The organism is Caballeronia sp. EK (assembly GCF_014384845.1).
GTDB classification, from domain to species: domain Bacteria; phylum Pseudomonadota; class Gammaproteobacteria; order Burkholderiales; family Burkholderiaceae; genus Caballeronia; species Caballeronia jiangsuensis.
Genome location: NZ_JACSUE010000014.1, coordinates 117,816 through 140,533, shown reverse-complemented (window position 1 = coordinate 140,533; position 22,718 = coordinate 117,816). Strand labels below are relative to the sequence as shown.

General features: G+C 65.2%; 23 protein-coding genes and 1 pseudogene. 11 read left to right on the top strand and 13 right to left on the bottom strand.

Annotation, left to right across the window (positions count from 1 at the left end):
- Positions 1-151: 151 nt before the first annotated feature.
- Positions 152-370: pseudogene (locus IAG25_RS42155) on the bottom strand (biotin/lipoyl-containing protein); the annotation flags it as partial.
- Between the two features lie 235 nt (positions 371-605).
- Between IAG25_RS42155 and IAG25_RS32360 the strand changes: the two are divergent.
- Entirely contained in the window at positions 606-1,916 is a 1,311-nt protein-coding gene (locus IAG25_RS32360; RefSeq protein ID WP_187608487.1) for a DUF2325 domain-containing protein, read from the top strand.
- Here IAG25_RS32360 and IAG25_RS32355 read toward each other — a convergent pair.
- From IAG25_RS32355 to IAG25_RS32345, 3 genes are read right to left on the bottom strand one after another with little or no spacing between them, the layout of a single operon-like run.
- Positions 1,913-2,314: a winged helix-turn-helix domain-containing protein gene (locus tag IAG25_RS32355; protein ID WP_187608486.1), complete on the bottom strand. Its 402-nt coding sequence runs from the start codon at positions 2,312-2,314 to the stop codon at positions 1,913-1,915. The genes IAG25_RS32360 and IAG25_RS32355 overlap by 4 nt on opposite strands.
- 57 nt (positions 2,315-2,371) lie before the next feature.
- The gene (locus IAG25_RS32350) at positions 2,372-2,920 is read right to left on the bottom strand and encodes a nitrogen fixation protein NifQ (protein ID WP_187608485.1); all 549 of its coding nucleotides are present in this window, start codon (positions 2,918-2,920) and stop codon (positions 2,372-2,374) included.
- The gene (locus IAG25_RS32345; RefSeq protein WP_187608484.1) at positions 2,917-3,417 is read right to left on the bottom strand and encodes a molybdopterin-dependent oxidoreductase; all 501 of its coding nucleotides are present in this window, start codon (positions 3,415-3,417) and stop codon (positions 2,917-2,919) included. The genes IAG25_RS32350 and IAG25_RS32345 overlap by 4 nt, the downstream gene beginning before the upstream one ends.
- 113 nt (positions 3,418-3,530) lie before the next feature.
- On the opposite strand from IAG25_RS32345, the gene IAG25_RS32340 reads away from it, so the two are divergent.
- A complete protein-coding gene (locus tag IAG25_RS32340) occupies positions 3,531-4,445 on the top strand; it encodes a hypothetical protein (protein WP_187608483.1) in 915 nt (304 codons plus the stop codon).
- A 7-nt stretch (positions 4,446-4,452) separates the two neighbouring features.
- Here the strand turns inward: IAG25_RS32340 and IAG25_RS32335 are convergent, their stop codons facing one another.
- The 4 genes from IAG25_RS32335 to IAG25_RS32320 form a co-directional block, all read right to left on the bottom strand.
- On the bottom strand, positions 4,453-5,400 hold the full coding sequence (locus IAG25_RS32335; protein ID WP_187608482.1) for an ABC transporter substrate-binding protein: 948 nt from the start codon (positions 5,398-5,400) through the stop codon (positions 4,453-4,455).
- Positions 5,401-5,471: 71 nt separating this feature from the next.
- Entirely contained in the window at positions 5,472-6,428 is a 957-nt protein-coding gene (locus IAG25_RS32330; protein WP_371883985.1) for an ABC transporter permease subunit, read from the bottom strand.
- A 106-nt stretch (positions 6,429-6,534) separates the two neighbouring features.
- Positions 6,535-8,079 carry a sugar ABC transporter ATP-binding protein gene (locus IAG25_RS32325; RefSeq protein ID WP_187608480.1) on the bottom strand — a complete coding sequence of 515 codons (1,545 nt, stop codon included), beginning with the start codon at positions 8,077-8,079 and terminating at the stop codon, positions 6,535-6,537.
- Positions 8,069-9,310 (bottom strand): ROK family transcriptional regulator, encoded by a 1,242-nt coding sequence (locus IAG25_RS32320; RefSeq protein ID WP_187608479.1) that lies wholly within the window; start codon positions 9,308-9,310, stop codon positions 8,069-8,071. Before IAG25_RS32320 ends, IAG25_RS32325 begins: the two co-directional genes overlap by 11 nt.
- A 350-nt stretch (positions 9,311-9,660) precedes the next feature.
- Here IAG25_RS32320 and IAG25_RS32315 point away from each other — a divergent pair, with 350 nt between their 5' ends.
- From IAG25_RS32315 to IAG25_RS32305, 3 genes are all read left to right on the top strand, one after another.
- Entirely contained in the window at positions 9,661-10,167 is a 507-nt protein-coding gene (locus IAG25_RS32315; RefSeq protein WP_187608478.1) for a GAF domain-containing protein, read from the top strand.
- 1 nt (position 10,168) lies between these two features.
- On the top strand, positions 10,169-10,567 hold the full coding sequence (locus IAG25_RS32310; protein ID WP_187608477.1) for a DUF302 domain-containing protein: 399 nt from the start codon (positions 10,169-10,171) through the stop codon (positions 10,565-10,567).
- Between the two features lie 70 nt (positions 10,568-10,637).
- A complete protein-coding gene (locus tag IAG25_RS32305; protein WP_187608476.1) occupies positions 10,638-11,621 on the top strand; it encodes a substrate-binding domain-containing protein in 984 nt (327 codons plus the stop codon).
- Between the two features lie 7 nt (positions 11,622-11,628).
- Here the strand turns inward: IAG25_RS32305 and IAG25_RS32300 are convergent, their stop codons facing one another.
- Positions 11,629-12,822 (bottom strand): fumarylacetoacetate hydrolase family protein, encoded by a 1,194-nt coding sequence (locus tag IAG25_RS32300; RefSeq protein ID WP_187608475.1) that lies wholly within the window; start codon positions 12,820-12,822, stop codon positions 11,629-11,631.
- 101 nt (positions 12,823-12,923) lie between these two features.
- Here IAG25_RS32300 and IAG25_RS32295 point away from each other — a divergent pair, with 101 nt between their 5' ends.
- Positions 12,924-13,670, top strand: a complete 747-nt coding sequence (locus IAG25_RS32295) for an IclR family transcriptional regulator (protein WP_187608474.1) — start codon at positions 12,924-12,926, stop codon at positions 13,668-13,670.
- On the opposite strand, the gene IAG25_RS32290 is transcribed toward IAG25_RS32295, so the two are convergent.
- Positions 13,649-14,203, bottom strand: a complete 555-nt coding sequence (locus tag IAG25_RS32290) for a universal stress protein (protein WP_187608473.1) — start codon at positions 14,201-14,203, stop codon at positions 13,649-13,651. The two genes, IAG25_RS32295 and IAG25_RS32290, sit on opposite strands and share 22 nt — an antisense overlap.
- 310 nt (positions 14,204-14,513) lie before the next feature.
- Here IAG25_RS32290 and IAG25_RS32285 point away from each other — a divergent pair, with 310 nt between their 5' ends.
- From IAG25_RS32285 to IAG25_RS32275, 3 genes are read left to right on the top strand one after another with little or no spacing between them, the layout of a single operon-like run.
- On the top strand, positions 14,514-15,674 hold the full coding sequence (locus tag IAG25_RS32285; protein ID WP_187608472.1) for an HlyD family secretion protein: 1,161 nt from the start codon (positions 14,514-14,516) through the stop codon (positions 15,672-15,674).
- A 4-nt stretch (positions 15,675-15,678) separates the two neighbouring features.
- Positions 15,679-17,265: a DHA2 family efflux MFS transporter permease subunit gene (locus IAG25_RS32280; RefSeq protein WP_035502226.1), complete on the top strand. Its 1,587-nt coding sequence runs from the start codon at positions 15,679-15,681 to the stop codon at positions 17,263-17,265.
- 1 nt (position 17,266) lies between these two features.
- Entirely contained in the window at positions 17,267-18,805 is a 1,539-nt protein-coding gene (locus IAG25_RS32275) for an efflux transporter outer membrane subunit (RefSeq protein ID WP_187608471.1), read from the top strand.
- Here the strand turns inward: IAG25_RS32275 and IAG25_RS32270 are convergent.
- Positions 18,802-19,041, bottom strand: coding sequence for a hypothetical protein (locus tag IAG25_RS32270; protein WP_035502222.1), 240 nt, complete (start codon positions 19,039-19,041; stop codon positions 18,802-18,804). The genes IAG25_RS32275 and IAG25_RS32270 overlap by 4 nt on opposite strands.
- Positions 19,042-19,251: 210 nt before the next feature.
- Here IAG25_RS32270 and IAG25_RS32265 point away from each other — a divergent pair, with 210 nt between their 5' ends.
- Positions 19,252-19,719 (top strand): response regulator, encoded by a 468-nt coding sequence (locus IAG25_RS32265; protein ID WP_187608470.1) that lies wholly within the window; start codon positions 19,252-19,254, stop codon positions 19,717-19,719.
- Here the strand turns inward: IAG25_RS32265 and IAG25_RS32260 are convergent.
- Positions 19,695-20,105 carry a hypothetical protein gene (locus tag IAG25_RS32260; RefSeq protein ID WP_187608469.1) on the bottom strand — a complete coding sequence of 137 codons (411 nt, stop codon included), beginning with the start codon at positions 20,103-20,105 and terminating at the stop codon, positions 19,695-19,697. The genes IAG25_RS32265 and IAG25_RS32260 overlap by 25 nt on opposite strands.
- Positions 20,106-20,462: 357 nt before the next feature.
- On the opposite strand from IAG25_RS32260, the gene IAG25_RS32255 reads away from it, so the two are divergent.
- Positions 20,463-21,917, top strand: coding sequence for an AarF/UbiB family protein (locus IAG25_RS32255; protein WP_187608468.1), 1,455 nt, complete (start codon positions 20,463-20,465; stop codon positions 21,915-21,917).
- Here IAG25_RS32255 and IAG25_RS32250 read toward each other — a convergent pair.
- Complete coding sequence (locus IAG25_RS32250; protein WP_255504100.1) at positions 21,914-22,711, bottom strand: IclR family transcriptional regulator; 798 nt, start codon at positions 22,709-22,711, stop codon at positions 21,914-21,916. The two genes, IAG25_RS32255 and IAG25_RS32250, sit on opposite strands and share 4 nt — an antisense overlap.
- Positions 22,712-22,718: the final 7 nt, after the last annotated feature.

Below are 22,718 nucleotides of genomic sequence, written 5' to 3'. Positions count from 1 at the left end.
CCTTCTGGCCTGAAGCGGCGGCGGGCGTGGACGCGGGTGCGGCTGCGGCTGGCTGCGCCGGTTGAGCAGGTTGCGCGGCGGGCTTTTCCGGAGCGGGAGCGGGGGCGGGCGCGGCGGCGGAAGCCTTCGCTTCCGTATCGATGATCGCGAGCAGTTCGTCCGCGTGAACGATGTCGCCTTCCTTCTTCACCACTTCCGCGAGCGTGCCGGCGGCGGGCGCGGGCACTTCGAGCACCACCTTGTCCGTTTCCAGTTCGACGAGGATTTCGTCTTGCGCCACGGCGTCGCCCGCTTTCTTCTTCCACGGCAACATCGTCGCTTCGGTGACGGATTCGGAAAGCTGCGGAACCTTGACTTCAACCCTGGCCATTCAGATTCTCCTTGTGAGCGATTTCTCGCGATTGGAAACGTCAGGCGTCGCATGCCTCGCGGATGCGGCCTTCGCAGGCCGGGCCGGCGCGCCGAAGTCGTAGGATACGCCCTGTCCGCACGGTGCGCGCGGGATATGGCCCGCGTTCGGTGCGCCGCTCCGTCTTTTTGCCGTCGCTATATTCAGTGGTATATTACGAGGCACGTCAGGCCAGCCGATCGAGCACGAGGTGATCATGCAGACCCCTCCGTTTCAACTTGCCCGCACGAGCGCGCTCGGCGCACGCGACGCATGCTGTCAGCCGACCGAGGCCGATCTGCGCACGTCCCGCCGTCGGGCGCGTCTCGCCGAACTGGATTCGCATCTGCATTGCTCGGTCATCGGCACCTGTCTTTCGACGGGCGAACTGCGCAAGCTCGTGCCGAAGTTCACCGACCTCGACCGTCATCACGCAAGCGATCTCGAGATTCATCATGCGGCCGTCGAACTCGCGATTGCGGGCGGCGCGGGCGCGAAGGCGCTGAACAAGGCGCTCGACGAACGTTACGCCGGCGCGATCCGCCGTTTCGACGCCGCACGCGATCCGCAGGCGCTGCTCGACCTTTGGAACGAAGCGCTGAAATCCGGCGATATTCCGCCCGCGTACTGGGCGCTGATGTCGCATCCGCACGCGAGCATCGAAGTGCGGCAGTCGGCGTTCGGTGAGTTGCACATGCTGTCGCATCTGGTCGGCGCGGCGAATCGCGCGGATATCCGGCGGCTCGTCGCGCTGGAATCGCAGAATCAGGAACTCAGGGAAAAGATCGAGCGCCAGCAGGCGCGTCTGCTCGAACTGAGCGCGGAACGCGATGCGTCCGTCAGGCAATCGAACGAGCACGCGCTGCGACTCGCCGCGCTCGGGCAACGCGAGGCGGACCGGTCGGCCGCCGATATCGAAACGGAAGTCGAGCGTTTGCGCGAAAAGGTCGAGGACGGCGAGCGTCGCCTCGCGCTGCACACGAGCCGCCGCGAGGCCGCCGAGCAGCGCGCGCTGTCCGAAGAGGAACAGACGCGTGCGTTGCGCAACAAGCTGGGCGAAGCACAGGCGCTGTTGAAGGTGGTGCAGGCCGAATGCGCGGCGCTGGAACGCGCGACGCTCGAAGCCGACGATCAACCCGGCGCGCGCCGGCGCGGCATCGATTGGGTGAGCGGAAAGCGCGTTGTCTATGTCGGTGGAAGGCCGAATTCGAACGCGGTGCTGAAGGCGCTGGTCGACGCGGCGGGCGGTGAGCTGATCGTCCACGACGGCGGCATCGAGGATCGCAAGGGGCTACTCGCGGCCGCGCTGCCTAACGCGGATGTGGTGCTCTTTCCCGTCGACTGCATCGATCATGATTCGATGAGCATGCTGAAGCGCGTCTGCGAGCGGCATGGCGTCGAGTATTCGCCGCTGCGCACGGCGAGCGTCGCGAGTTTCGTGGAATTTGTCGCGCGGCTGACCGCGAGCGCGCAGAACAAGCACGCGAGCGCGCCGCCGCCCTCCGCATTCTGCCTGCGTCACGGTTAAGGCTTGAGCAACTGCGTGAGCGATTCGATCTGCCCGGCGCAGGCCGCTTGCGCCTGCGCTTCGACATCGCGATAAAGCCGGACGATGCTCTCGCCGACCGGCGTCAGCACGCAGCCGCCGCCGCTTTGGCCGCCTTGCTCGGAAATGGTCGCGGGCGACTTGAGCGCGCGATTGAGCTCGTCGATGAGCAGCCACGCACGCCGGTACGACATGTCGAGACTGCGCGCCGCCGCCGATATCGAGCCGTGCTTGCGCACCGCTTCCAGCAGCGAAACCTTGCCCGGACCGATCGCGATGGTTTCGCCTTTCATGATGCGTATGCGAAAGCGCACTTCGGCGGGCTGGTTCGCCGTGTCAGTGACCTTTGCGCTTGCGGTGGTTTTCTGGGTCGTCGCCATGCCCGAGAGAATACACGAAGGAAATCGGACGGGCGTTTCACGGATAAGCCGTCGGCGTTATCGGTTGTCCGGATAGCAGAAAGCGTAATCCTCGCATCCGGGACAGCCCGGCGCGCATGTCGGCGCTTCACCTCGCGCGTGCGCGACTTCCTGCGCGAGAAACTTCTTCCAGCGCAAATTCGCGACATTGCGCGCGATGAGATCGGGATAGTGACGCCCGAGCATATCGGTGACGTCGTCGCGTCCGGCGAGGCCGAGATCGCGCCACAGATGATCGGGCCGCAGCGACGCGGCGGATATGATCGCCGCGAGACACACGGCGTCTTCCCGATGCCGCGCCGCCGTGCGGTCGTGCCACATCAGGAGGCCGCGCAGATCGCGCACGAACGGCCAGTGCGCCGACCAGAGCATCGCGCCCGGAGGACGATCGATCTTCGCGCCGGGAAAATGCCGGCCGATGAGCCGCGAGAGCGCGCCGGCGTCGAGGCCGAGCAGAAGCAGATCGCCCGATTCGACGCGCGCGCCGATGAGCCGCGCGAACAGCACGGAATCGGGCGCATCGGGATGTACGGCGTGCGCGAGCAGCGCACGCGCTGATTCGTTCATCGATGCGACGTGCCCAGCACGTGAGCATCCACGCGCACGAGGCGCTTCATGTGGCGCGGCGCGTGAACCGTGTCGGCACCCGACACGAGCACCGGCAAGCCATCCTCGATGCCGAGTTCGCGATCCGCGCACTCATACGCGATGATCACCTGCGCGCCGATCGGCGTATTGAACAGCTCGTGCCATGAAAACGTCACCGCATAGCCGTCGTGCGCGTGCGCGAGAAACACGGTGCGCTTGAAATCCGTGTTGTCCAGGCGGCGCACGCCCGCCGCGTCGAGCAGCGCACGCAACTGCACGCCGCGATAGCTTCCCATCGGACGGATGTAGCGGCCCGTCGAAAAGCACACGAGGTCGAACGGCTCGATGCTCGCGCACGCGAATTCGCGCAATGCGGCAAGATCGAGCGTGAGCGGCCTTTGCACCGCGCCGCCGATCTCGACGAGAACGGGTTGAGCGGCGATCGACGGCGAAGGAATCGAGTATGCGAGGTCCATGAATGTGGCCTTGAGCAGCGTTATGTCTCCGAATATATTACGACGTCCGGCGCGATGCCATGTTTCTCGCGGCATATCGGACATGATCTTCGGCTTATCGACGGGAGAAGCGCATGAATCGACGCCTGATGGCGGCAATCGCGGTATCGGTTTTCCTCGCGGCGTGCGGCTCGGTCGCGCCAGGCACGACCGCGCAGAAAGTGCCGCTCGCGGGCACGCCGAACGGCGTCGCGGTGCGCGATTCGGACGGCGCGGTGTTCGTCACCGATGACAGGACCAACGGCATCGTGATGACGACGCATATCGGCGACGATGACGCGCCCGCGTTCTCGGTCTATGCGCGCATTCCGGCGGCCGCGGGCGAGCGCACCGGCTTGAGCCAGATCGCGTTCGCGCCGAACGGACATCTGCTCGTCGAGCAATTCGGCTTCGGCACGGCGGCCGCGGTCTTCGATGTCGCGCCGAGCGGCCAGGTCGCGCTCGCGTCGGACACGAATTCGGCGCGGCGGCGTCTGGGCCTGCTCGTGCTCGACAGCGGCACGTTTCTGTCGAGTTGGTTCGTGAAGGAAGGCAGCGCGCCACCCGAAGGCGGCGTCAGCGTGATCACGCGCGGCACGGCGCCCCGGCAGATGATCGAGCGCGACATCGTCACCGGATTGGAGAAGCCAGTCGGGCTCGCGGCGGTCGGCGACATGCTCTACGTCAGCGATCAGGCCGCGAATCGCATCTACAAAGTGGATTTGCAGGCGGCGCGGGCGGCGAGCGCGCCCGTGCCCGCGAGCGATGTCTTCGCGACCGTCGATGCGCCCGACCTGATGGCCGCGTCACCCGACGGCACGCTCTACACGAAGTGCGGCGCGCACGCCGTGTGCAGCTTTTCGAAGCGCGGCCGGGCCACCGTGGTCGCCGACGGTTTCGAAGCGCCGCGCGGCGTCGCGGTGGATGTCGCGCGCAAACGGCTGATCGCGGTGGACCGGTCGAGCGCGCCGGACAAGCCGAGCGCGCTGCGCATAGTGCCGATCAAATGACGCTGCGTTAGCGCGGCGACGACCAGCCCTTGTAGCTGCCGACGTTTTCCCGCGTGACGAGCGTCGACGGCAGCAGGATCGTCGTGCTGCTCGGCTTCTTGCCGTTCATCAGGTCATAGCCGACGCTGACCGCCTGCTGCGCCATCGCCCACGGATCCTGGCTCGCCGATGCCTGCACCATCGTGTCGGACTTGAGCGCCGTTTCGATATCGGGCGCGCCATCGACCGACGTGATCACGATGTTGTTCCGATGCAGTTGTTTCGCCGCGAGGTCCGTGCCGATCGCTTGCGGATCGTTGATCGCGAACACGCCGTCGAGTTTCGGGAAGCGCGTGAGATAACCTTGCATCGCGTTCATGCCGCCTTCGCGCGAGCCTTTCGCGTCCTGATCGTCGGACAGGATCTTGATGCCCGGATTCTTCGCGAGCACGGTCTTGCAGCCGTTCACGCGATCGATCACCGCCGACACCTGCGGACCGTTCTCGATCACGACATTGCCCTTGCCGTTGAGCTTCTTCGCCAGAAAATCGCAGGAGATCTCGCCGGCCTGCACGTTGTTGGTCTGCACGGTCGCGTCCGCGCCCGCCGCCGCGACATCGACCGCGATCACGACGATGCCCGCCTTCTGCGCTTTCTTCACGGCCGGCTCGATCGCTTTCGGATCGACGGCGTTGAGCAGAATCAGATCGACGTGCGCCGAGATGAAGTTGTCGATCTGCGTGAACTGCTTGTTCATGTCGTAGTCCGACGACACCGCCTGCACCTTGGCGTTCGGGTTGATCGACTTGGCCTTCGCTTCCGCGCCCCGCGAGATGGTGACGAAGTACGGGTTGCCGAGCGAGCCGACCGTGATGCCGACGGACTTCAACTGCTTGTCGGCGGCGTGCGCCGACAGCGACAGGGTGAATCCGAGAGCGAGTGCGACGCTGGCGAAAAGCTTATTGTGTTTGCGCATGTTGTTGTCTCCAGTTGGTCCTTTTTTCGAGAGCGGGCGCACGCGGACCGAGTGCGCCCGGATAGCGAGAATCAGGTGCGAGCCGAGCCGCGCTGACGGTAACGATCGAGCGCCACCGCGCCGATGATCACGAGGCCCTTGATGATGTACTGCCAGATATCCGACACGCCGAGCAGCACGAGACCGTTCGTCAGCACCGCGATGATGAGCGCGCCCACCAGCGTGCCGACGATCGAACCCACGCCGCCGACGAAGCTCGTGCCGCCGAGAATGACCGCGGCGATCGCATCGAGTTCATACGACTGGCCGAGCTGCAAACCGTTCGCGGCATAGAGACGCGCGGCGGACATCACTGCGCCGAGACCCGCGAGCAAGCCCGAGATCGCGTAGACGAAGAGCTGGATGCCCCACACCTTGATACCCGAAAGACGCGCCGCCTCCGGATTGCCGCCGACCGAATAGATGCGCAGGCCGAGCACGGTGCGGCGCAGGACGAACCACGACACGATCACGACCGCAATCGCGATGATCACGAGCCAGGGCACGCCGAAGAGCGTGTCGTTGCCGATGAACGCGAACGACAGTTGCGGATTGAAGATGGTCGTGTCGTGGCCGATCAGCCGCGCGATACCGCGCACCGCGGTGAGCGAGCCGAGCGTCACGATGAACGGCGGCAGTCTCAGGAGCGCGATCAGGAGACCGTTGACGACGCCGAAGCCGAGGCCGACAGCGAGCGCGGCCGGAATGCCGAGCCATCCCCAGCCCGGTATATTCGACGCGAGCAGCGCGGTGACCGCCGCCGCCGACAGCACCGAGCCGACCGACAGGTCGATGCCGCCCGTGAGAATCACGAAGGTCATGCCCGCTGCGAGCACGATGTTGATCGAAGCCTGCTGCGTGACGATCGACAGATTCTGGAAGCTGAAGAAGCCGTCCGTCACGACGCCGAAGCCGATGCACAGCAGGATCAGGACGGGCAGCATGCCCGCGGTTCGCATCAGCACCTGCATGCGCTCGCGATGTTCGATGCGGTTCTGTCGTTGCGATGTGCTTTCCGCCTTCGCAACCGGCGTGGTGCCCGTGTCGTGGTGTTTCGTCGTGTTAGCCATGTCTCTCTCCAGATTCCTTGGTGTCTTAAGCCGCCTGATCGAGCGCGACCTTCGAGCCCGTCGCCAGTTCGATGATCCCTTCCTGCGAAATCGGCTTGCCGGAATGGCCGCCGAGTTCGCCCGCGATTTCGCCTTCGCGCATCACGAGCACGCGGTCCGCCACGCCGATGACTTCCGGCAGCTCGCTCGAGATGACGATCACGCCGACGCCCGAGCGCGCGAGATCGTTGATGATTCGATAAATCTCCGACTTGGCGCCGATATCGACGCCGCGCGTCGGCTCGTCGAGGATCAGCACCTCGGGCTTCGTTTCGAGCAGACGCGACAGCAGCACCTTCTGCTGATTGCCGCCCGACAGCGCGCCCACGTTCACGCGCATGTTCGGCACGCGGATGGTGAGCGCGGCGATCGCGTCCTTCGCACGCGTGTTGCCGCGCGGCAGATCCATCACGCCCACTTTTGCATCGCGTCCGGCGACCGTGATGTTGATGTTGTCGCGCACGCTCATGTCGAGGAAGAGGCCCTGGCCCTTGCGGTCTTCGGTGAGATAGACGAGGCCCGCGTCGATCGCGTCGCGCGGCGTGCGCAGTTTCACCGGCTTGCCGTGCATCGACACTTCACCGCGCGCCTTTTCCTCCGCGCCGAAGATGAGGCGCGCAAGCTCCGTGCGGCCCGCGCCGACCAGTCCCGCGATGCCCAGCACTTCGCCCTTGTGCAGGTCGAGGCTGCATCCTTTCACGCGATTGTTGTCGGCGATATCGCGCACGGACAGCACGACGTTGCCCGGATCGTAGGGTGCGTGCTGCTTCTTGTAGAAGCCGGAGATGTCGCGGCCGACCATCATCTTCACGAGGCTGTCGGCGGACAGTTCCTCGCGCATCAGCGTGCCGACGTACGATCCGTCGCGCAGCACCGAGACGCGATCCGACAGCTCGTAGATCTCCGCCATCCGGTGGCTGATGTAGATGATCGCGATGCCCTCCGCGCGCAGCGTGCGCACGAGCTCGAAGAGACGATCGGTTTCGCGCGACGAAAGCGGCGTGGTCGGCTCGTCCATCACGAGGATGCGCGCATGCGCATGCACGGCGCGCGCGATTTCGACGAGTTGCCGCTCCGCGATCGACAGATCGCCGACGAGCGTATGCGGCTTGAAGCTCGCGCCGAGGCGTTTCAACACATCCTCGCAGCCGCGCTCCATGCCTTTGCGATCGACAAGCCTGTTGCGCCGCAGCTCGCGTCCCGCGTGGATGTTCTCCGCGACGGAAAGATTCGGCGCGAGGCTCAGTTCCTGATAGATCACCGCGACGCCGAGCGCGCGCGCGGCGAGCGGCCCGTCGATGGTGACCGGCTTGCCGTCGATGAGAATCTGGCCGCCCGCGTCGGCCTGATACGCGCCCGACAGGATCTTCATCAGCGTGGACTTGCCCGCGCCGTTTTCGCCCATCAACGAATGCACTTCGCCGGGATAGACGGACAGGCGCACGTCGTTGAGCGCGCGCACGCCGGGAAAGGTCTTGCTGATGCCGCGCATTTCCAGAAGCGGCGTTCGGGTGGAAGGGTCATGCGGCATGGTTCACCTCTTGGGTTTTGATGCCCGCGTGGCGAATCGCCGCGCGCGGTGAGAAGTTGAAGAACATCGGCAACGTGGCCGCGCCGATCGCGCCCGCATCCGGGCCGAAGGAGCCGCGCACGAGCGTCGGGGTGCCGCGCGCTTCGGGCGCGTTGGCGGTAAGCGTCGTCGAGAGGCGCTTGACGAGCTGGTCGAGCAGGCCGCCGTCGATATCGGCATCGATCACGACCATCGGCACGTCGAGCACGCAGAGCGTCGCGCGCAGGGCGGGCGCGAGCGCCTCGATGCAGTCGTCGATCCATTCATCGACAGCCGGAAGACGCTGCTCGATGCACGCCTGCAGGTCGATGCGGTTGTCCGCCGCCGCGCCGCAGTAGTGGAGATGCCGCACGAGCGCGTTCAGCGACGCGCGCGACAGCAGGATGTCCCACGGTCCCGCGGGCTGCGGCGCGGACGGCAGGCGGCTCGGCGGCACGGGAATCACGCCGATGTCGCCCGCATTGCCCGACGCGCCGCGCAGACAGTCGCCGTTGATCGCGATGCCGCCGCCGATCGCCGAGCCGAGAAAGAGATAAACGAAGTCGTCGCAACGGCGGCCGTGACCGTAGAAGAGCTCGGCGGTCGCGGCGGCGTTGCCGTCGTTTTCGCTGAAGACGGGCAGCGACAGCGCGCGGCCGAGTTCATCGGCGAAATCGGTTTCGTCCCAGGCGCGGAAGGTTTCGGCGGGCAGGCCGAGTTCGCGCAGCCAGCTACCGAGATTGAACGGCTGCGCGATGCCGACGCCCGCCAGCCGCTCGCGCTCCGGGGCCGAGAGCAGGCCGAGCATCTTCGCGATGTCGCGCCGCACGATCTCCAGCGCCTCGGTCGGATGCGGCAGCACGGCATCGAGTGCGCTGCGCGCGAGCACGTCGCCGGCGAAATTCACGAGCACCGTCTCGATGCCCGTGCGATCCAGCCGCACGCCGATACCGAACGCGCCGCGCGGATCGAGCCGGATCAGCGACGCGGGCTGGCCGCGCTGGCCTTCGAGACGGCGCCCGGTGTATTCGATCAGTCCCGCATTTTCCAGCGACTCGACGATGCTGCCGACCGCCGTGCTCGTCAGATTCGCGTGACGCGCGAGTTCGGCTTTCGATGCCGGCTCGGCGCGCCGCAGCGCCTGCAACAGCAGGCGCTCGTTGTACCGGCGCACGGTTGCGGAGTTGCTTCCTCTGCCGCTTGGGGATTTCACGCGCTGTCTCCGAAGGACGGCCATCGAGTCGCGGCCATTAATTAAATCAAGTTGATTTATTTAAGACTGACGGCGCGTCGAAGTAAAGGAGGGAAATCCCGGAGCTGCTTTTTAAGTATGCATTGAGGAGGCGATCGCATGAGGCGCGATGCTCTGCGGACGCAAATCGCGGACCCGGTGCGCTTCCACACTAGGCGATGCAACCGGCAGTGCCAAGCCGCGCGCCGATGCTTTCCACCGAGCTTACGGACGGCGATAAACCAGCTTTCGACGGGCGGCGCCAGGCGAAGCGCCCGGCGAATCGATGTGCTATCGTCGGCGACACTTTTCGACACTTCCTTCGTCGCTTCATGTTCTCGATTTCCCAAGCCACGCACGCCAGCAAGGCCGCGCAATACGACGACCTGCTGCAGCAAGCCCGCGCGCTCATCGCCGATGAAAGCGACTTCATCGCCAATGCCGCGAATTTTTCATCGCTCGTCTATCACTCGCTGCCCGATCTCAACTGGGCCGGCTTCTATCTCTTCGATGGCACGGAGCTCGTCGTCGGGCCGTTTCAGGGCAAGCCGGCGTGCGTGCGCATCGCGCTCGGACGCGGCGTCTGCGGCACGGCGGCGCGTGAGCGGCGCACGCAGGTCGTGCCGGACGTGCATGCGTTTCCCGGGCATATCGCGTGCGATTCGGCGTCGCGTTCGGAGATCGTCGTGCCGCTCGTCGCGAGCGATGGCACGCTGATCGGCGTATGGGATGTGGATAGCCCCGTGCCGAACCGCTTCGACGATGAAGACGCGCTCGGCATGGAAGCGCTGTGCACGGCTTTCGTCGCGCTCGCGTGGGGCAAGCAAACGGAGCGTTGATATGTCCACCGGGCCGACCGATAACGGCGTCGTCACGATTGCGAGCGCGCACGGCGCCATCGCCACCGCCGACAAACTCGAAGCGCTGATCCGCGCGCGCGGACTGATGCTCTTCGCGCGCATCGACTTCAGCGGCGACGCCGCCCGCGCCGGCCTCACGATGCCGCCGAGCCAGTTGCTCGTGTTCGGCAATCCGCAGGCGGGTACGCCGCTGATGCAGGCCGTGCCGACCGCCGCGCTCGATTTGCCGCTCAAGATTCTGTCGTGGGAAGACGCGGACGGCCGCGCGTGGCTCTCCTATAACGCGACGGAATACTTGCGCGCGCGTCACGGGCTCGACGCCGACGCGATGAAGCCCGTCAGCGGCGTGGCCGCGCTCGTGGAGGCGGCGGCGCGCTGACATTCCGACGTCATCGGCGGCCGTACGCCTGCGTCTACAATGAGACGTTTTCCTTCCGTCTCAATATTCCATGACGAGCCTTGTCCGCCGACGCCTGCTTGCCGCCTGCGCCCTGAGCGCTTGCGCGTTCGTGCGTGCGCGCGACGTGCGCGCGGCGTCCGACAAGGCCACCGTCGCGCTCGTCATGAAGTCGCTGAACGATCCGTTCGTCACGTCGATGATCGAAGGCGCGCGCAATTACCAGCGGCACTACGCGTCGCAGCTCGATCTCGCGACGAACGGCACGCTCACGGACAACGACGTAGCCGGGCAGATCCACATCGTCGAAACGCTGATCGACGCGAAAGTCAACGCGATCGTCATCGCGCCCGCGGACTCGAAGGCGCTGCTGCCCGTGGCCGCGAAGGCGATCGGCGCGGGCATCATCGTGATCGCGATCGACAATCCATTCGACGAAGCCGCGCAGGACGCGGCGAACATCACGATTCCGTTCGTCGGGCCGGATAGCCGGCGCGGAGCGAAGCTCGTCGGCGCATATCTCGGCTCGAGGCTGAAGGCGGGCGACGAGGTCGGCATCATCGAGGGTCCGCCGAACGATCTCAACGCGCAGCAGCGCACGCTCGGCTTCAAGGATGCGATGAACGCGGCGGGACTGCGCATCGCCGATGCCGACAGCGGCGACTGGACCGCGGCGAGCGGCAAGTCGATCGCGTTGCAGATGCTCTACGCGCATCCGGATGTGCGCGGCCTGCTCTGCGCGAACGACAATATCGCGATGGGCGCGATCGACGCGATCCGTATCGCCGGCAAGAAGGGCCGCGTGCTGGTGACGGGCTACAACAATATCGACGCCGTGCAGCCGATGCTCGACGACGGCCGCCTGCTCGCGACGGTCGAGCAGTTCGGCGCGCGGCAGGCGGTGTTCGGCGTGGATGTCGCGGTGAAGGCGCTGCTCGAAAAGCGGCGGCAAAGGGATTTGTCGCCGTATATGGAGACGCCGGTTCAGCTGGTGACGAAGGGGCAGGCGAAGGGGTTTCGGTTCGGGGCGTCGTGAGAGGGGTTCAGCTTGCCTGGCCCGCCTTCCCCAACAACCCCCGCGCCGCAAGACTCTGATACAACGCCCTCACCCCAAACGTCCAGGGCTCGATCTCGGTCGACAACCTCACCGTATTGACCAGCGCCCCGAGGCTCGGCGTCGAGATCGTCACGACATCGCCGAGATGATGCGTGAATCCACCGCCCTTCGTATCGCGATCCTTGATCGGCGAGAACATGGTGCCGAGGAACAGCATGAAGCCGTCCGGATACTGATGATGCGCGCCGTGCGTCTGCGTGACGAGATCGGCCGGATCGCGGCTGATTTCGCTCATGTGGCTCACGCCGTCGAGCACGAAGCCATCGTCCGCGCCTTCGATGCGCAGCGACAGGCTCGAAGCGCGCACCGAATCCAGCGTGAAGCGTCCATCGAACAACCGCACGAAGGGGCCGATCGCGCACGACGCGTTGTTGTCCTTCGCCTTGCCGAGCAACAGCGCGCTGCGGCCTTCGATATCGCGCAGATTGACGTCGTTGCCGAGCGTCGCGCCCACGATCTCGCCGCGCGCGTTCACCGCGAGCACGATCTCCGGCTCGGGGTTGTTCCATTGCGATGTCGGATACAGGCCGACGTCCGCGCCGAATCCGACCGACGACATCGGCTGCGACTTCGAAAACACCTCCGCGTCCGGCCCGATGCCGACTTCCATGTATTGCGACCACGCGCCGCGTCGCTCGAGTTCGGCCTTCAGCTTCGCCGCGCTTTCGGAACCCGGCTTGATCTTCGACAGGTCCGCGCCGATCAGCTTGTTGATCGTGTCGCGCACTTCCTGCGCGCGGCTCGCGTCGCCGCCGGCCTGCTCCTCGATCACCCGTTCCAGCAGACTCACCGCGAACGTGACGCCGCACGCCTTCACGGCCTGCACGTCGCAGGGCGCGAGCAGGCGTGCGGCATCGGCGGAACCGTCGAGCGTCGCTTGCAGCAGATCCTGAACGTTGCCGAGATGCTCGCCTTCGGCATTGCGCGCGATGTCGAGCGCATCGGCGCTGTCGAAGAGATCGGCTGTCGTCGGCGCGGCGCGCGTGATGTCGAACACCTCGCCGCGGCGCACCGCGACGACGGCGGGACCGTTCACGGGCGCGGGACGCCACACACGGCCGATCAGCACGGCGTCGGCGAAATCTTCGGGCAGAAAGGAGGAGACGTTGACGGTTTGCATGTATGCGAATGACGGGCGGGAAAGGAAAACCGATCGTAGCCCGCGTGCGTGGCAGTGTCCATCGGGTTGATTAATTATCCAACCTGTTGGAATATTCGCACATGGAAAAAACCTACGACGTCCCCGCGCTACGCCGCGCGAGCGACATTCTCGAAGCCCTCGCTGCCGCCGCGAAACCGGTGCGCGCCGCGTCGCTCGCCGAAGAGACCGGCCTCTCGCGCAGCACGCTCTATCTGATGCTCGAAACGCTCGCCCGCATGCAATGGATCGAAAAGCACGACGACGGCTACATGATCGGCGTGGGCCTCTTCGAGCTCGGCAACGCGTACGTGCGTCACGACAAGCTGCAGGCCGCGTTTCGCGAAGGCGCGGGCGCGTTCATCAACAAGCACAACGAAGTCGTGCAGCTCGCGGTGCTCGACGGCGTGCAAGTGGTCTATATCGCGCGGGAGGATGCGCATCGTCCGGTTCGGCTCGTGTCCGATCTCGGCTCGCGCTTGCCCGCGCACTGCTGCGCGCTCGGCAAGGCGCTGCTGGCCGGAATGGCCGATGAAACCGTGATCGAACGCCTGCCCGAGCGTCTCGAAGCAGTAACGCCGCGCACCATCACGCGGCGCGCGGCGTTGTTACGCGAACTCGCGTCGATCCGCGCGAGCGGGCTCGCCGTCGAGCGCGAGGAAGTCGCCGAAGGTCTTGCGTGCTTCGCGGCCTATGTCGGGAGGACGCCGGCGGGCAAGCGCGTCGCGGTATCGACGAGCGTGCCCATCGGACGGCTCGATCCGAAGCGTGAAAAGCAGATTTCGATCGGCATCGTGCAACTCGCGTCTCACTTGCGCGCGTCGCTCTGACGATGCGACGCGCGCGCGTCCACACGGCCCGCCGAAGCGGCGAAGCGCGCCTCGATCGATGCCATTTCCTTCTCCGCATGCAACGGCGCCGCCGCGTGCGCCGCGATCAGCACATCGCAGCGCGCGTGTGAGCAGACCACGTCGCGCAGACGCGCTTCGCCGTGACGCCAGCCGGTATCCGCTTCGCCGCCGAGCACGATGAGATCCGCGCCCGCCGCTTTCGCCTCCTTCGCGATCAGCTCGCCGACGCTCGTGCCGTCGAGCGGCTGCGTGATGCTGCGCGCGACGCCGTCGATGCCCGCGCTGTCGATCAGGCGCGCCGCATAGCGTGTCACGGCCCGCGCGTGATCGTCGATGACATCGAGCGTGTCGCCCGGATTGCTGTCGGCGGTGACGATGGCCCACCACGGCATCTGATCGACGATATGCAGTGCCGTGAGCCGCGCATTGCAGGCGCGGGCGCGCGTGATGGCGGTGGTGAGGGCGCTTTCGCTGAGGCTCGTGCCGACCGCGACGAGAATGTGCTTGTACATGGTATGTCTCCGGTGTGGTTCGCTCAGACCGGATGATCGGCGCGCAAAGTTAGCCGCGAATGAGCGCGAGCCTGCATCTTTTACAAAGGAACTTAACAATCGCGCGACCGGGCTTCGGCGCGCGCCGGCTGCGCTTTTCGCGCCAGCCCGCACACACGTTCGGTTTCGAGCGCATCGCGCTGCCTGGGGAACGGTGTTTGCTTCCCGTCGCCCGAATGCCTTTGCACGAGCGGTATTCGCGCATTCCACGCAAGTTCAGCCTGCGGTTCCGCCCGGCGTTCGTCCGGGAACCACCCGAAAGTGAGCGGCGATGTCAGATCGAGACGACTCCGATACCCAAGACGACGCGCGCGAACGCGAGCGCGCGTCTTCGCAAGGCGATGCAGCCGATAAAGACAAAGATGCGAAGGACGACGAAAAGAAGCCCGCCAAAAAGCCCGGCAAGAAGCCGCTCATCATTCTGGGCATCGTGGTCGTCGTGCTGGCGATCGGCGCATTCGTCTGGTGGTTCCTGACGCGCAATCAGGTCAGCACCGACGACGCCTACACCGACGGCGACGCCGTCACGATCGCGCCGAAGGTGTCGGGCTATGTCGTGACGATGAATATCGACGACAACCGCTTCGTGCATCAGGGCGATCTGCTCATCAAGATCGATCCGCGCGATTATCAGGCGCAACTCGATCAGGCGAGCGCGCAACTCGGACTCGCGCAGGCGCAACTGCATGCATCGGAAACGCAGCTCGAAGTCGCGCGCGTGCAGTATCCCGCGCAGCTCGCGCAGGCTCAGGCGCAGGAACTCACGGCGCGCGCCAATCTCGTGCAGGCGAGCGCGGCCTACGAGCGTCAGCATTCCGTCGATATTCGCGCGACCTCGCAACAGAACATCGACACCGCCGACGCGCAGCAGAAAAGCGCGCAGGCGAACGTCGCGCAGGCACGCGCGCAGGTGCGCACCGCGAGCCTCGTGCCGCAGCAGATCGCGCAGGTGCTCGCGACAGTCGAGGAGCGGCGTCAGCAGGTGCGTCAGGCGCAGGCGCAAGTCGAGGCGGCCCAACTGAATCTCTCGTACACGGAGTTGCGCGCACCGGCCGATGGCTGGATCACGAAGCGCAACGTGCAATTCGGCACGTTCCTGCAGGCGGGCACGTCGATTCTCACGCTCGTCACGACGCGCGTCTGGGTCACCGCGAACTTCAAGGAATCGCAACTGAATCGGATGCAGCCGGGCGACAAGGTCGATATCGATGTCGATGCATATCCCGCGATGAAGCTGCATGGTCATGTCGACAGCGTGCAGCTCGGCAGCGGCTCGCGCTTCTCCGCGTTCCCCGCCGAAAACGCGACGGGCAACTTCGTGAAAATCGTGCAGCGCGTGCCCGTGAAGATTCTCATCGACGATGGACTGAAGCCGGGCACCTCGCTGCCGCTCGGATTGTCCGTGGTGCCGACCGTCATGCTGCGGCATTGAAACCATGAGCGATACCACCGCGCAACACGATCACAGCGGCTGGAAGCCGAGCGCGAATCCGTGGCTGATCGCGGTCGTCGTGACGCTCGCGGCGTTCATGGAAGTGCTCGACACGACCATCGTGAACGTCGCGCTGCCGCATATCTCCGGCACCATGTCCGCGAGCTACGACGAAGCGACGTGGACGCTCACGTCCTATCTCGTCGCGAACGGCATCGTGCTGCCGCTGTCCGCGTACTTCTCGAAGATACTCGGCCGCAAGCGCTACTTCCTCATCTGCATCGCGGCGTTCACCGTCTGCTCCTTCATGTGCGGCATCGCGACGAACCTCGGGCAACTCATCATCTTTCGTATTTTGCAGGGCTTCTTCGGCGGCGGCCTGCAGCCGAGCCAGCAGTCGATCATTCTCGATACCTTTCCGCCCGAGCAACGCGGCCGCGCGTTCTCGATCTCGGCGGTCGCGATCGTCGTCGCGCCGGTGCTCGGCCCGACGCTCGGCGGCTGGATCACCGATAACTTCACGTGGCGCTGGGTCTTTCTCATCAATGTGCCGGTGGGCGTGCTGACGACCATCGCGGTGACGCAGTTCGTCGAAGACCCGCCGTGGGAAAAGCGGCAGGATCCGAAGAAGGTGGGTATCGACGTGGTCGGCATCGGGCTGATCGCGCTCGGGCTCGGCTGTCTGCAAGTGTTTCTCGATCGCGGCGAGGACGACGACTGGTTCTCGTCGAACTTCATCGTGACGTTCGCGGTGCTCGCGGCGGTGGGTATCGTCGGCGCGACGGTGTGGCTCTTGTACGCGAAGAAACCCGTGGTCGATCTGCGCGTGCTGAAGGACCGCAACTTCGCGCTCGGCTCGGCGGCGATCGTCGGCTTCGCGTCGGTGCTTTACGGCAGCGCCGTGCTGATACCGCAACTCGCGCAACAGCAACTCGGCTACACCGCGACGCTCGCCGGTCTCGTGCTGTCGCCCGGCGCGATATGCATCGTGTTTCTGATTCCCATCGTCAGCAAGCTGATGAACGTGATCCAGACGCGCTTTCTCGTGGCATTCGGCTTCTTTCTGATGGGATGCGCGTTGCTGTATTCGCATCATCTCGTGCCCAACATCGACTATGTGACGCTGACGAAGATGCGCAGTGCGCAGTCCATCGGCATCGGTTTTCTGTTCGTGCCGGTGACGACGCTCGCGTATCTGTCCTTGCCGAAGTCGATGAACAACGACGCGTCCGCGCTCTTCACGATGTTCCGCAACGTCGCCGGTTCGATCGGCATATCGCTCGCGACCGCGATGATCCGCGAGCGCACGCAGGCGAACATGGCGCATATGGTCGAGCATCTGACGCCGCTCAATCAGCCCTACAACGAAGCGGTGCAGCGCATCGCGCGCACGCTGATGGACTCCGGCCAGACGATGACGCAGGCGATGTCTGCTGCGACCGGCCAGATGTACAAGACGCTCGTTTCGCAGGCGACGATCCTCGCGTATCTCGACGTGTTCGCCGCGTGCGCGATCTTCGCGTTCCTGTTCATTCCGCTGACGTTCTTCTTTTCGCCCGTGAAGGCGTCCGGCCAGGCGGGAGGGCATTGAGATGAGATTACGTCACAGTATGCCGATGCTCGCGCTCGCATTGAGCGCCTGCGCGGTCGGCCCCGATTACACGCCGCCGAAAGCCGATGTCCCCGCCGACTGGAGCGACACGCAGCGCGCGCAGAACGCGCCGGACGATCCGCGCGTGCCGCATGCGGATTCGCCATCGACGGCGCAGACTTCGGCCGATCCCGATCCGCGCTGGTGGAAGCAGTTCAACGATCCGACGCTGGATTCGCTGATCGATCGCGCGGTCGCGGGCAATCTCGATTTGCAGAGCGCGGTGCTGCGCATCGCGGCGGCGCGCGAAGAAAGCGTGTCGGCGGCGGCGCAGGGCTTGCCGCAAGTCAGTGCGAGCGCGAGTGTGAAACGCCAGCAACTGGGCGTGAAAGGTTTGCTCGAATCGCAGGGCGTGTACGACCGGCTCGACAGTCTCGGCGCGAACGGCGCGCAGATACGTCAGGGCATCGATTCCGCGACGGGCCCGGTCACGCTCTTTCAGGACGGCTTCGATGCATCGTGGGAACTGGATCTCTTCGGTCGCGTGCGGCGCTCGGTCGAATCGGCGAATGCGCAGACGCAGGCGGAGATCGAAAGCCGCAACGATGCGCTCGTGTCGCTCGAATCGGAAGTCGCACGTACGTACGCACAGTTGCGCGGCGCGCAGACGATCAAGCAGATCACGCTCGCCGAGATCGACGCCGAGCAACAGATTCTCGACCTCACGCGCGAACAGGCGCGCGTCGGCCTGACGAGTCAGCAGGACGTGCAAAGCGCGAGCGCGCAAGTCGGATCGTTGCAGGCGCAACTGCCGACGCTCGACGCGCAGATCGCACAGGCGCTGAACGGCCTCGCCGTGCTGACCGGCAGCGCGCCGGGCACGCTCGACGCGGAACTGTCGGATGCGCGCGCGGTGCCGCCCGTGCCGCCGACGGTGCCGGTCGGCTTGCCATCGACGCTCGCGCGCCGGCGTCCCGATATCCGTCGGGCCGAAGCGCAACTGCATTCGGCGACGGCCGAAGTGGGCGTCGCGGTCGCGCAGATGTATCCGGATATCTCACTAACTGGACAGGTGGGCACGCGTGCGACGAAGGCGCGCTATCTCGCGCATTGGTCGAGTCTGTTCTGGTCGATCGGGCCGAGCATTTCGCTGCCGATCTTCGAGGGCGGCGCGTTGCGTGCGAACGTACGTGTGGCGAAGGCGCAGGCGGGGCAGGCGGCGTTGCAGTATCGGCAAACCGTGCTCAATGCGTTGCAGGAAGTGGATAACGCGCTGGTGTCGTATCGCACGGAGCAGGATCGGCGCGCGGCGCTCACGCGCACCGTCGAAGCGAACCGCGTCAGCCTGCAACTCGCGACGGAGAGCTATCGCAAAGGCATCACTCCCTTCGTGACCGTGCTCGATGCCGAGCGCCAGCTTGCGCAGACGCGCGAGCAACTCGCGCAATCGACGGTCAACGTGACGACCGATCTCATCGCTGTTTACAAATCGCTCGGCGGCGGATGGCAGGACGATGAATCCGCGACCGCGCAAAATTAACGGCGGCGCTTTTTCCAGTCGTAATCGGCGGGCGGATCGGCAACGCCGGGCTTACCGACCGCATGCGGGTTTTCACTGCATAGCGTGACGAAGCCGATGTCGTCGCCATCGGCCTGGCGCTTGCGCAGTTCTTCCGCAAAGCGCAGCGCGTCGGCGAGCGCGTTTTCATCGAACCTTTTGAAATGCGCCGCGCCCTCGATATCAGGGTTGCCGCCGAGCCAATACACGACGAACATCGTTTAGCCTCTCGTTTGGGGATGTATGCACCATCGTCACGCACGGCGATGAAGATCCTGCACGGCGCCCGTGCATCGGCGCGCCGTGACAGCCACCGGGTATTCCCGAAGTGTAACGTCGGCGAGCCGCATGCCGCCTGACGATGACTTCCGAACGCTCGCGAGGGAATGATCGTTGCTGTCATCTCCATCCATTCCGAGGCCCAAACGATGCAACGACACGACCGTGTTTCTTCGCAAGCGCTGTGGCAGATTCCGCCGTGCGCGACGCGCCACGACGAGCCGCGCGTGCTCATCGCCGATGACGATCTGGAGGCGACCCGCGCGATCTGTCTTGCGCTTGAAGACGCCGAGTTCACCGTGCGCGCGGTGCACACGGGGCTCGACGCGGTGTCGATCGCGCGCAAATGGCGGCCGGGCGTCGTGCTGCTCGATCTGATGATGCCGCTCGGCGATGGCTGGGAGGCGGCCGAAGCAATCCGCGCGATCGATCTCTCGATGCTGCTGATCGCGCATACGAGCCGCACGGACCCGGAAGACCTGACGCGCGCGCAGCGCACCGGCTTCAACGGCTACTTCGTCAAGCCAACGGAACTCGACGGAATGATCGCGGTGCTGCGCGGCTATTTTTCGACGCGGGAAGGCGAAGGCGATCACGCATCGGTGCGCATGCGCTGAATGACGTCGAGCTTCAGCACGAGATGATTGATATCGCGCTGAGCGTGCTCTTTCAGCATGTCTTCCCAGTACTGGCAATAACCGGCCCAGAACGGCATCTGCGTGTGCGCGGAAGCGGCTGTCGGCAGAGGATCGGGCAGCATCCTGCTCAGACGGTCGATCTCCTTGTGCTTCCATCGCAGCAGCGCGCGGCGATATCCGCGTCGCGGCGGGCACATTTCGTTCATTCTCGCGACGGCGATCGAAAACCCTTCTGCGGGCCGCGATGCCATTTTTGTGAGCACCGCTGTCTGCGGGCGCGGGCCGCGTTCATGGCAGATGATCGCGCCGATCTGCCCAAGGATGTACATCGCTTTCGCCATCGGCGGCTCGGAATGGTCTTGCATGGCGCCTCTCGATTTATCGTTATGAGTCTTCTTGCACAGGCGCTCGAAGTTACCTCGGACTTGATGTTGATACGCTGTACTTTGCGTATTAATAAGATACCGTATTAGGACTGTTCTGAATTGTGCATCGACAAAAAGATACAGTGGTGAACAATTTGCTGCGCTGAAAACGGATCTCGAACTGAATCGGAAATCGAAACGCCCGAGACGAAATGCATCTACGAAGGATGCCGAAACAAACGGCGATCCACGTGCACGCCCGGCCGAATCGTGTTACACATTGACCAATCCGGATGCCATGCACGACGGCATTTCAGCCTTTCAGCGGTTTCCAACTCACTTTCAGCGAGCCTGAATTTGTTCGTCCGACGACTCGCGACGCTCTGGCGACTTGGCCGCGCGTTCGTGCATGAAAGCCATCAGACGCATCTGACCGACGACGGCGCGGCGATGACGCGCGTCGCGCGCTTCTTCGCAACGCATGGCGCGCGTGCCGCGCCGCTCGGCGCCGGCGTGCCCGCGCTCTCGCAGCTTTCGCGCGTGCTGGAGAACGCATCCGGCGCGCTCGCGCGTCATCCCGCGCTTGCGGAAACGGCGGTGCGCGTCGCGCTTTCCGAACTCGACGGACTCTTTACGCCTTACGATGCGGAACGCTTTCGCACGGCTTGCGAAGCGGCGTTTCCCGCCACGCTGTCCTTCGAACTCACGGCACTGAGCGATGTGCCGCTACGCTCGGGCGTCGCGGAGCAAACGCACGTCGCGCGCATCGGCGCATTGCCCGTGCGCGTCACGCTATTGCGCGCGGACACGCGTGCCGAACTCGAGGACGATCTGGATCTCGCGCTCGCGGCGGCGCGTTTCGCGGAGCGACGCTCGACGAAAGCGCGCGACATGCATCCGGTGGAATGGGTTCGTCGCGCGCGAGAGAGCGTCGACGCAATGATCGACCTGCGTCAGCGCGCCGCCGATCAGAGCTACCTGCGCTTCCGGCTGCGCGAGGACAACCGCCTCGCCGTGCCCGAAGTGCTCTGGGACTATTGCAACGATGCCGTGCTGACCACGCGCGCGATCGAAACGGCGGCGTTATCGGATGCGGAAACGCTCGCATCGTGCGGGCTCGACCAGGCCGATGTCCTCGCGACGCTCATCGAAGCGTTCTTCGAAATGGCGCTGGGCGTCGGGCTGTATCACGCGGGACTGGATGCGGCGGGCGCGCGCGTGAGCATCGAGCCGGACACGCGCGGCCAGATCGTTCTCGAAGCCGATAACCCGATGATGATCTTCGCCGCTCACGAGCGCGATTTTCTCGTCGGCGTGTCGCATGCGCTCATGGAGGGCGATCACAAGGCGGCGGCCCGCGCGCATCTGGAGCACGGCCGGCCCGGCGCGAACGTGACGCATCACGAGGTGCGCGTCGAAGCGACGTATCGGCGGGAGGCGGAGCGTTTCGCGTCGCCGCATGCAAGGCACGGCGCCGGTGTCGCGCATCTGTTCGGCGCGATCGGCAAGGCGCCCGCCGAGCATATGTTCAGCGCGGCGCACGGGCGCATCGCGTCGCGGGCGGTGTTGCTGTCGAGAGCGGCGGAAAGGATCGAGCGTGTCGCTGAGGACATCGCGCCGGATGTCGATGTGTGGAAGATCGCGCGCAAGGTCATCGTGCGGCTCGCCGCTGATCAGTTGAGTTTCAGAAGCCTGGCGGCGCGCCTCGCGCATGAAGCGACGCACTGGCCGCATACGCTGCCGCGTTTGCCGTCGCTCATCGCGCACTACGCGGCGGCGACGCAACGCACGCGCGGTACGGTGTTTCGTTAGCGCGTGCCCGGGCTCATGCGCTCCGCGATCGCGCGGCACGCTTCCCTGAGCGGCGTGATATAGGTTTCGAGCGGCGTCGCGCTCTTTCGGAACAGCGGAATGCTGACGCTCACGCAGCCAAGCGTCGCGCCGTTCGCGCCGACGATCGCGCTGCCGTAGCAGAAAATCTGCGCCTCGTTTTCCTCGCGGTCTTCGGCGTAGCCGCGCGTGTGCGTCGCGTCGAGTTCGGCGTCGAGCGCTTTACGATCGACGATCGTGTTCGGCGTGAAGCGCGCGAACGCGATGCCTTGCAGGAGCGCGTCGCGTTCGGCGGGCGATTGCGTCGACAGATACGCCTTGCCGACGGAACTCGAATAAAGCGTCACGCGCGTGCCGATGCGCGAAGCCATGCGCACCGCGTGCGGACTTTCGAGCTTTTCGACATACACCATCTCCGAGCCGCTGCGCACCGCCAGATGCACCGTTTCCTGCGTTGCGTCGCGCAGCGTCTGCAAGGCATCAGCAGCGGCGATGCGCAGGTCCGAGCGCTCCCAGCTTCGGCTCGCGAGCGACATCAGACGCGGGCCTAGCGCGTAGCATCCGCCGCGCGCGCTTTCGACCACCAGCCCTTCCGCGAGCAACGCGCCGACGATGCGATACACCGTCGGGCGCGGATAGCCGCTCGCGGCCGTGAGACGCGCGATGGTCGGTGGCTCGTCGGCATCGGCGATGAGTTGCAGCACCGCCATGAACTTCGAGAAGGCGGCGGTGCCGGAGGCCCTGGCGGCGTCGAGGGAAGTGATGTCTGAAGGCATGATGCGT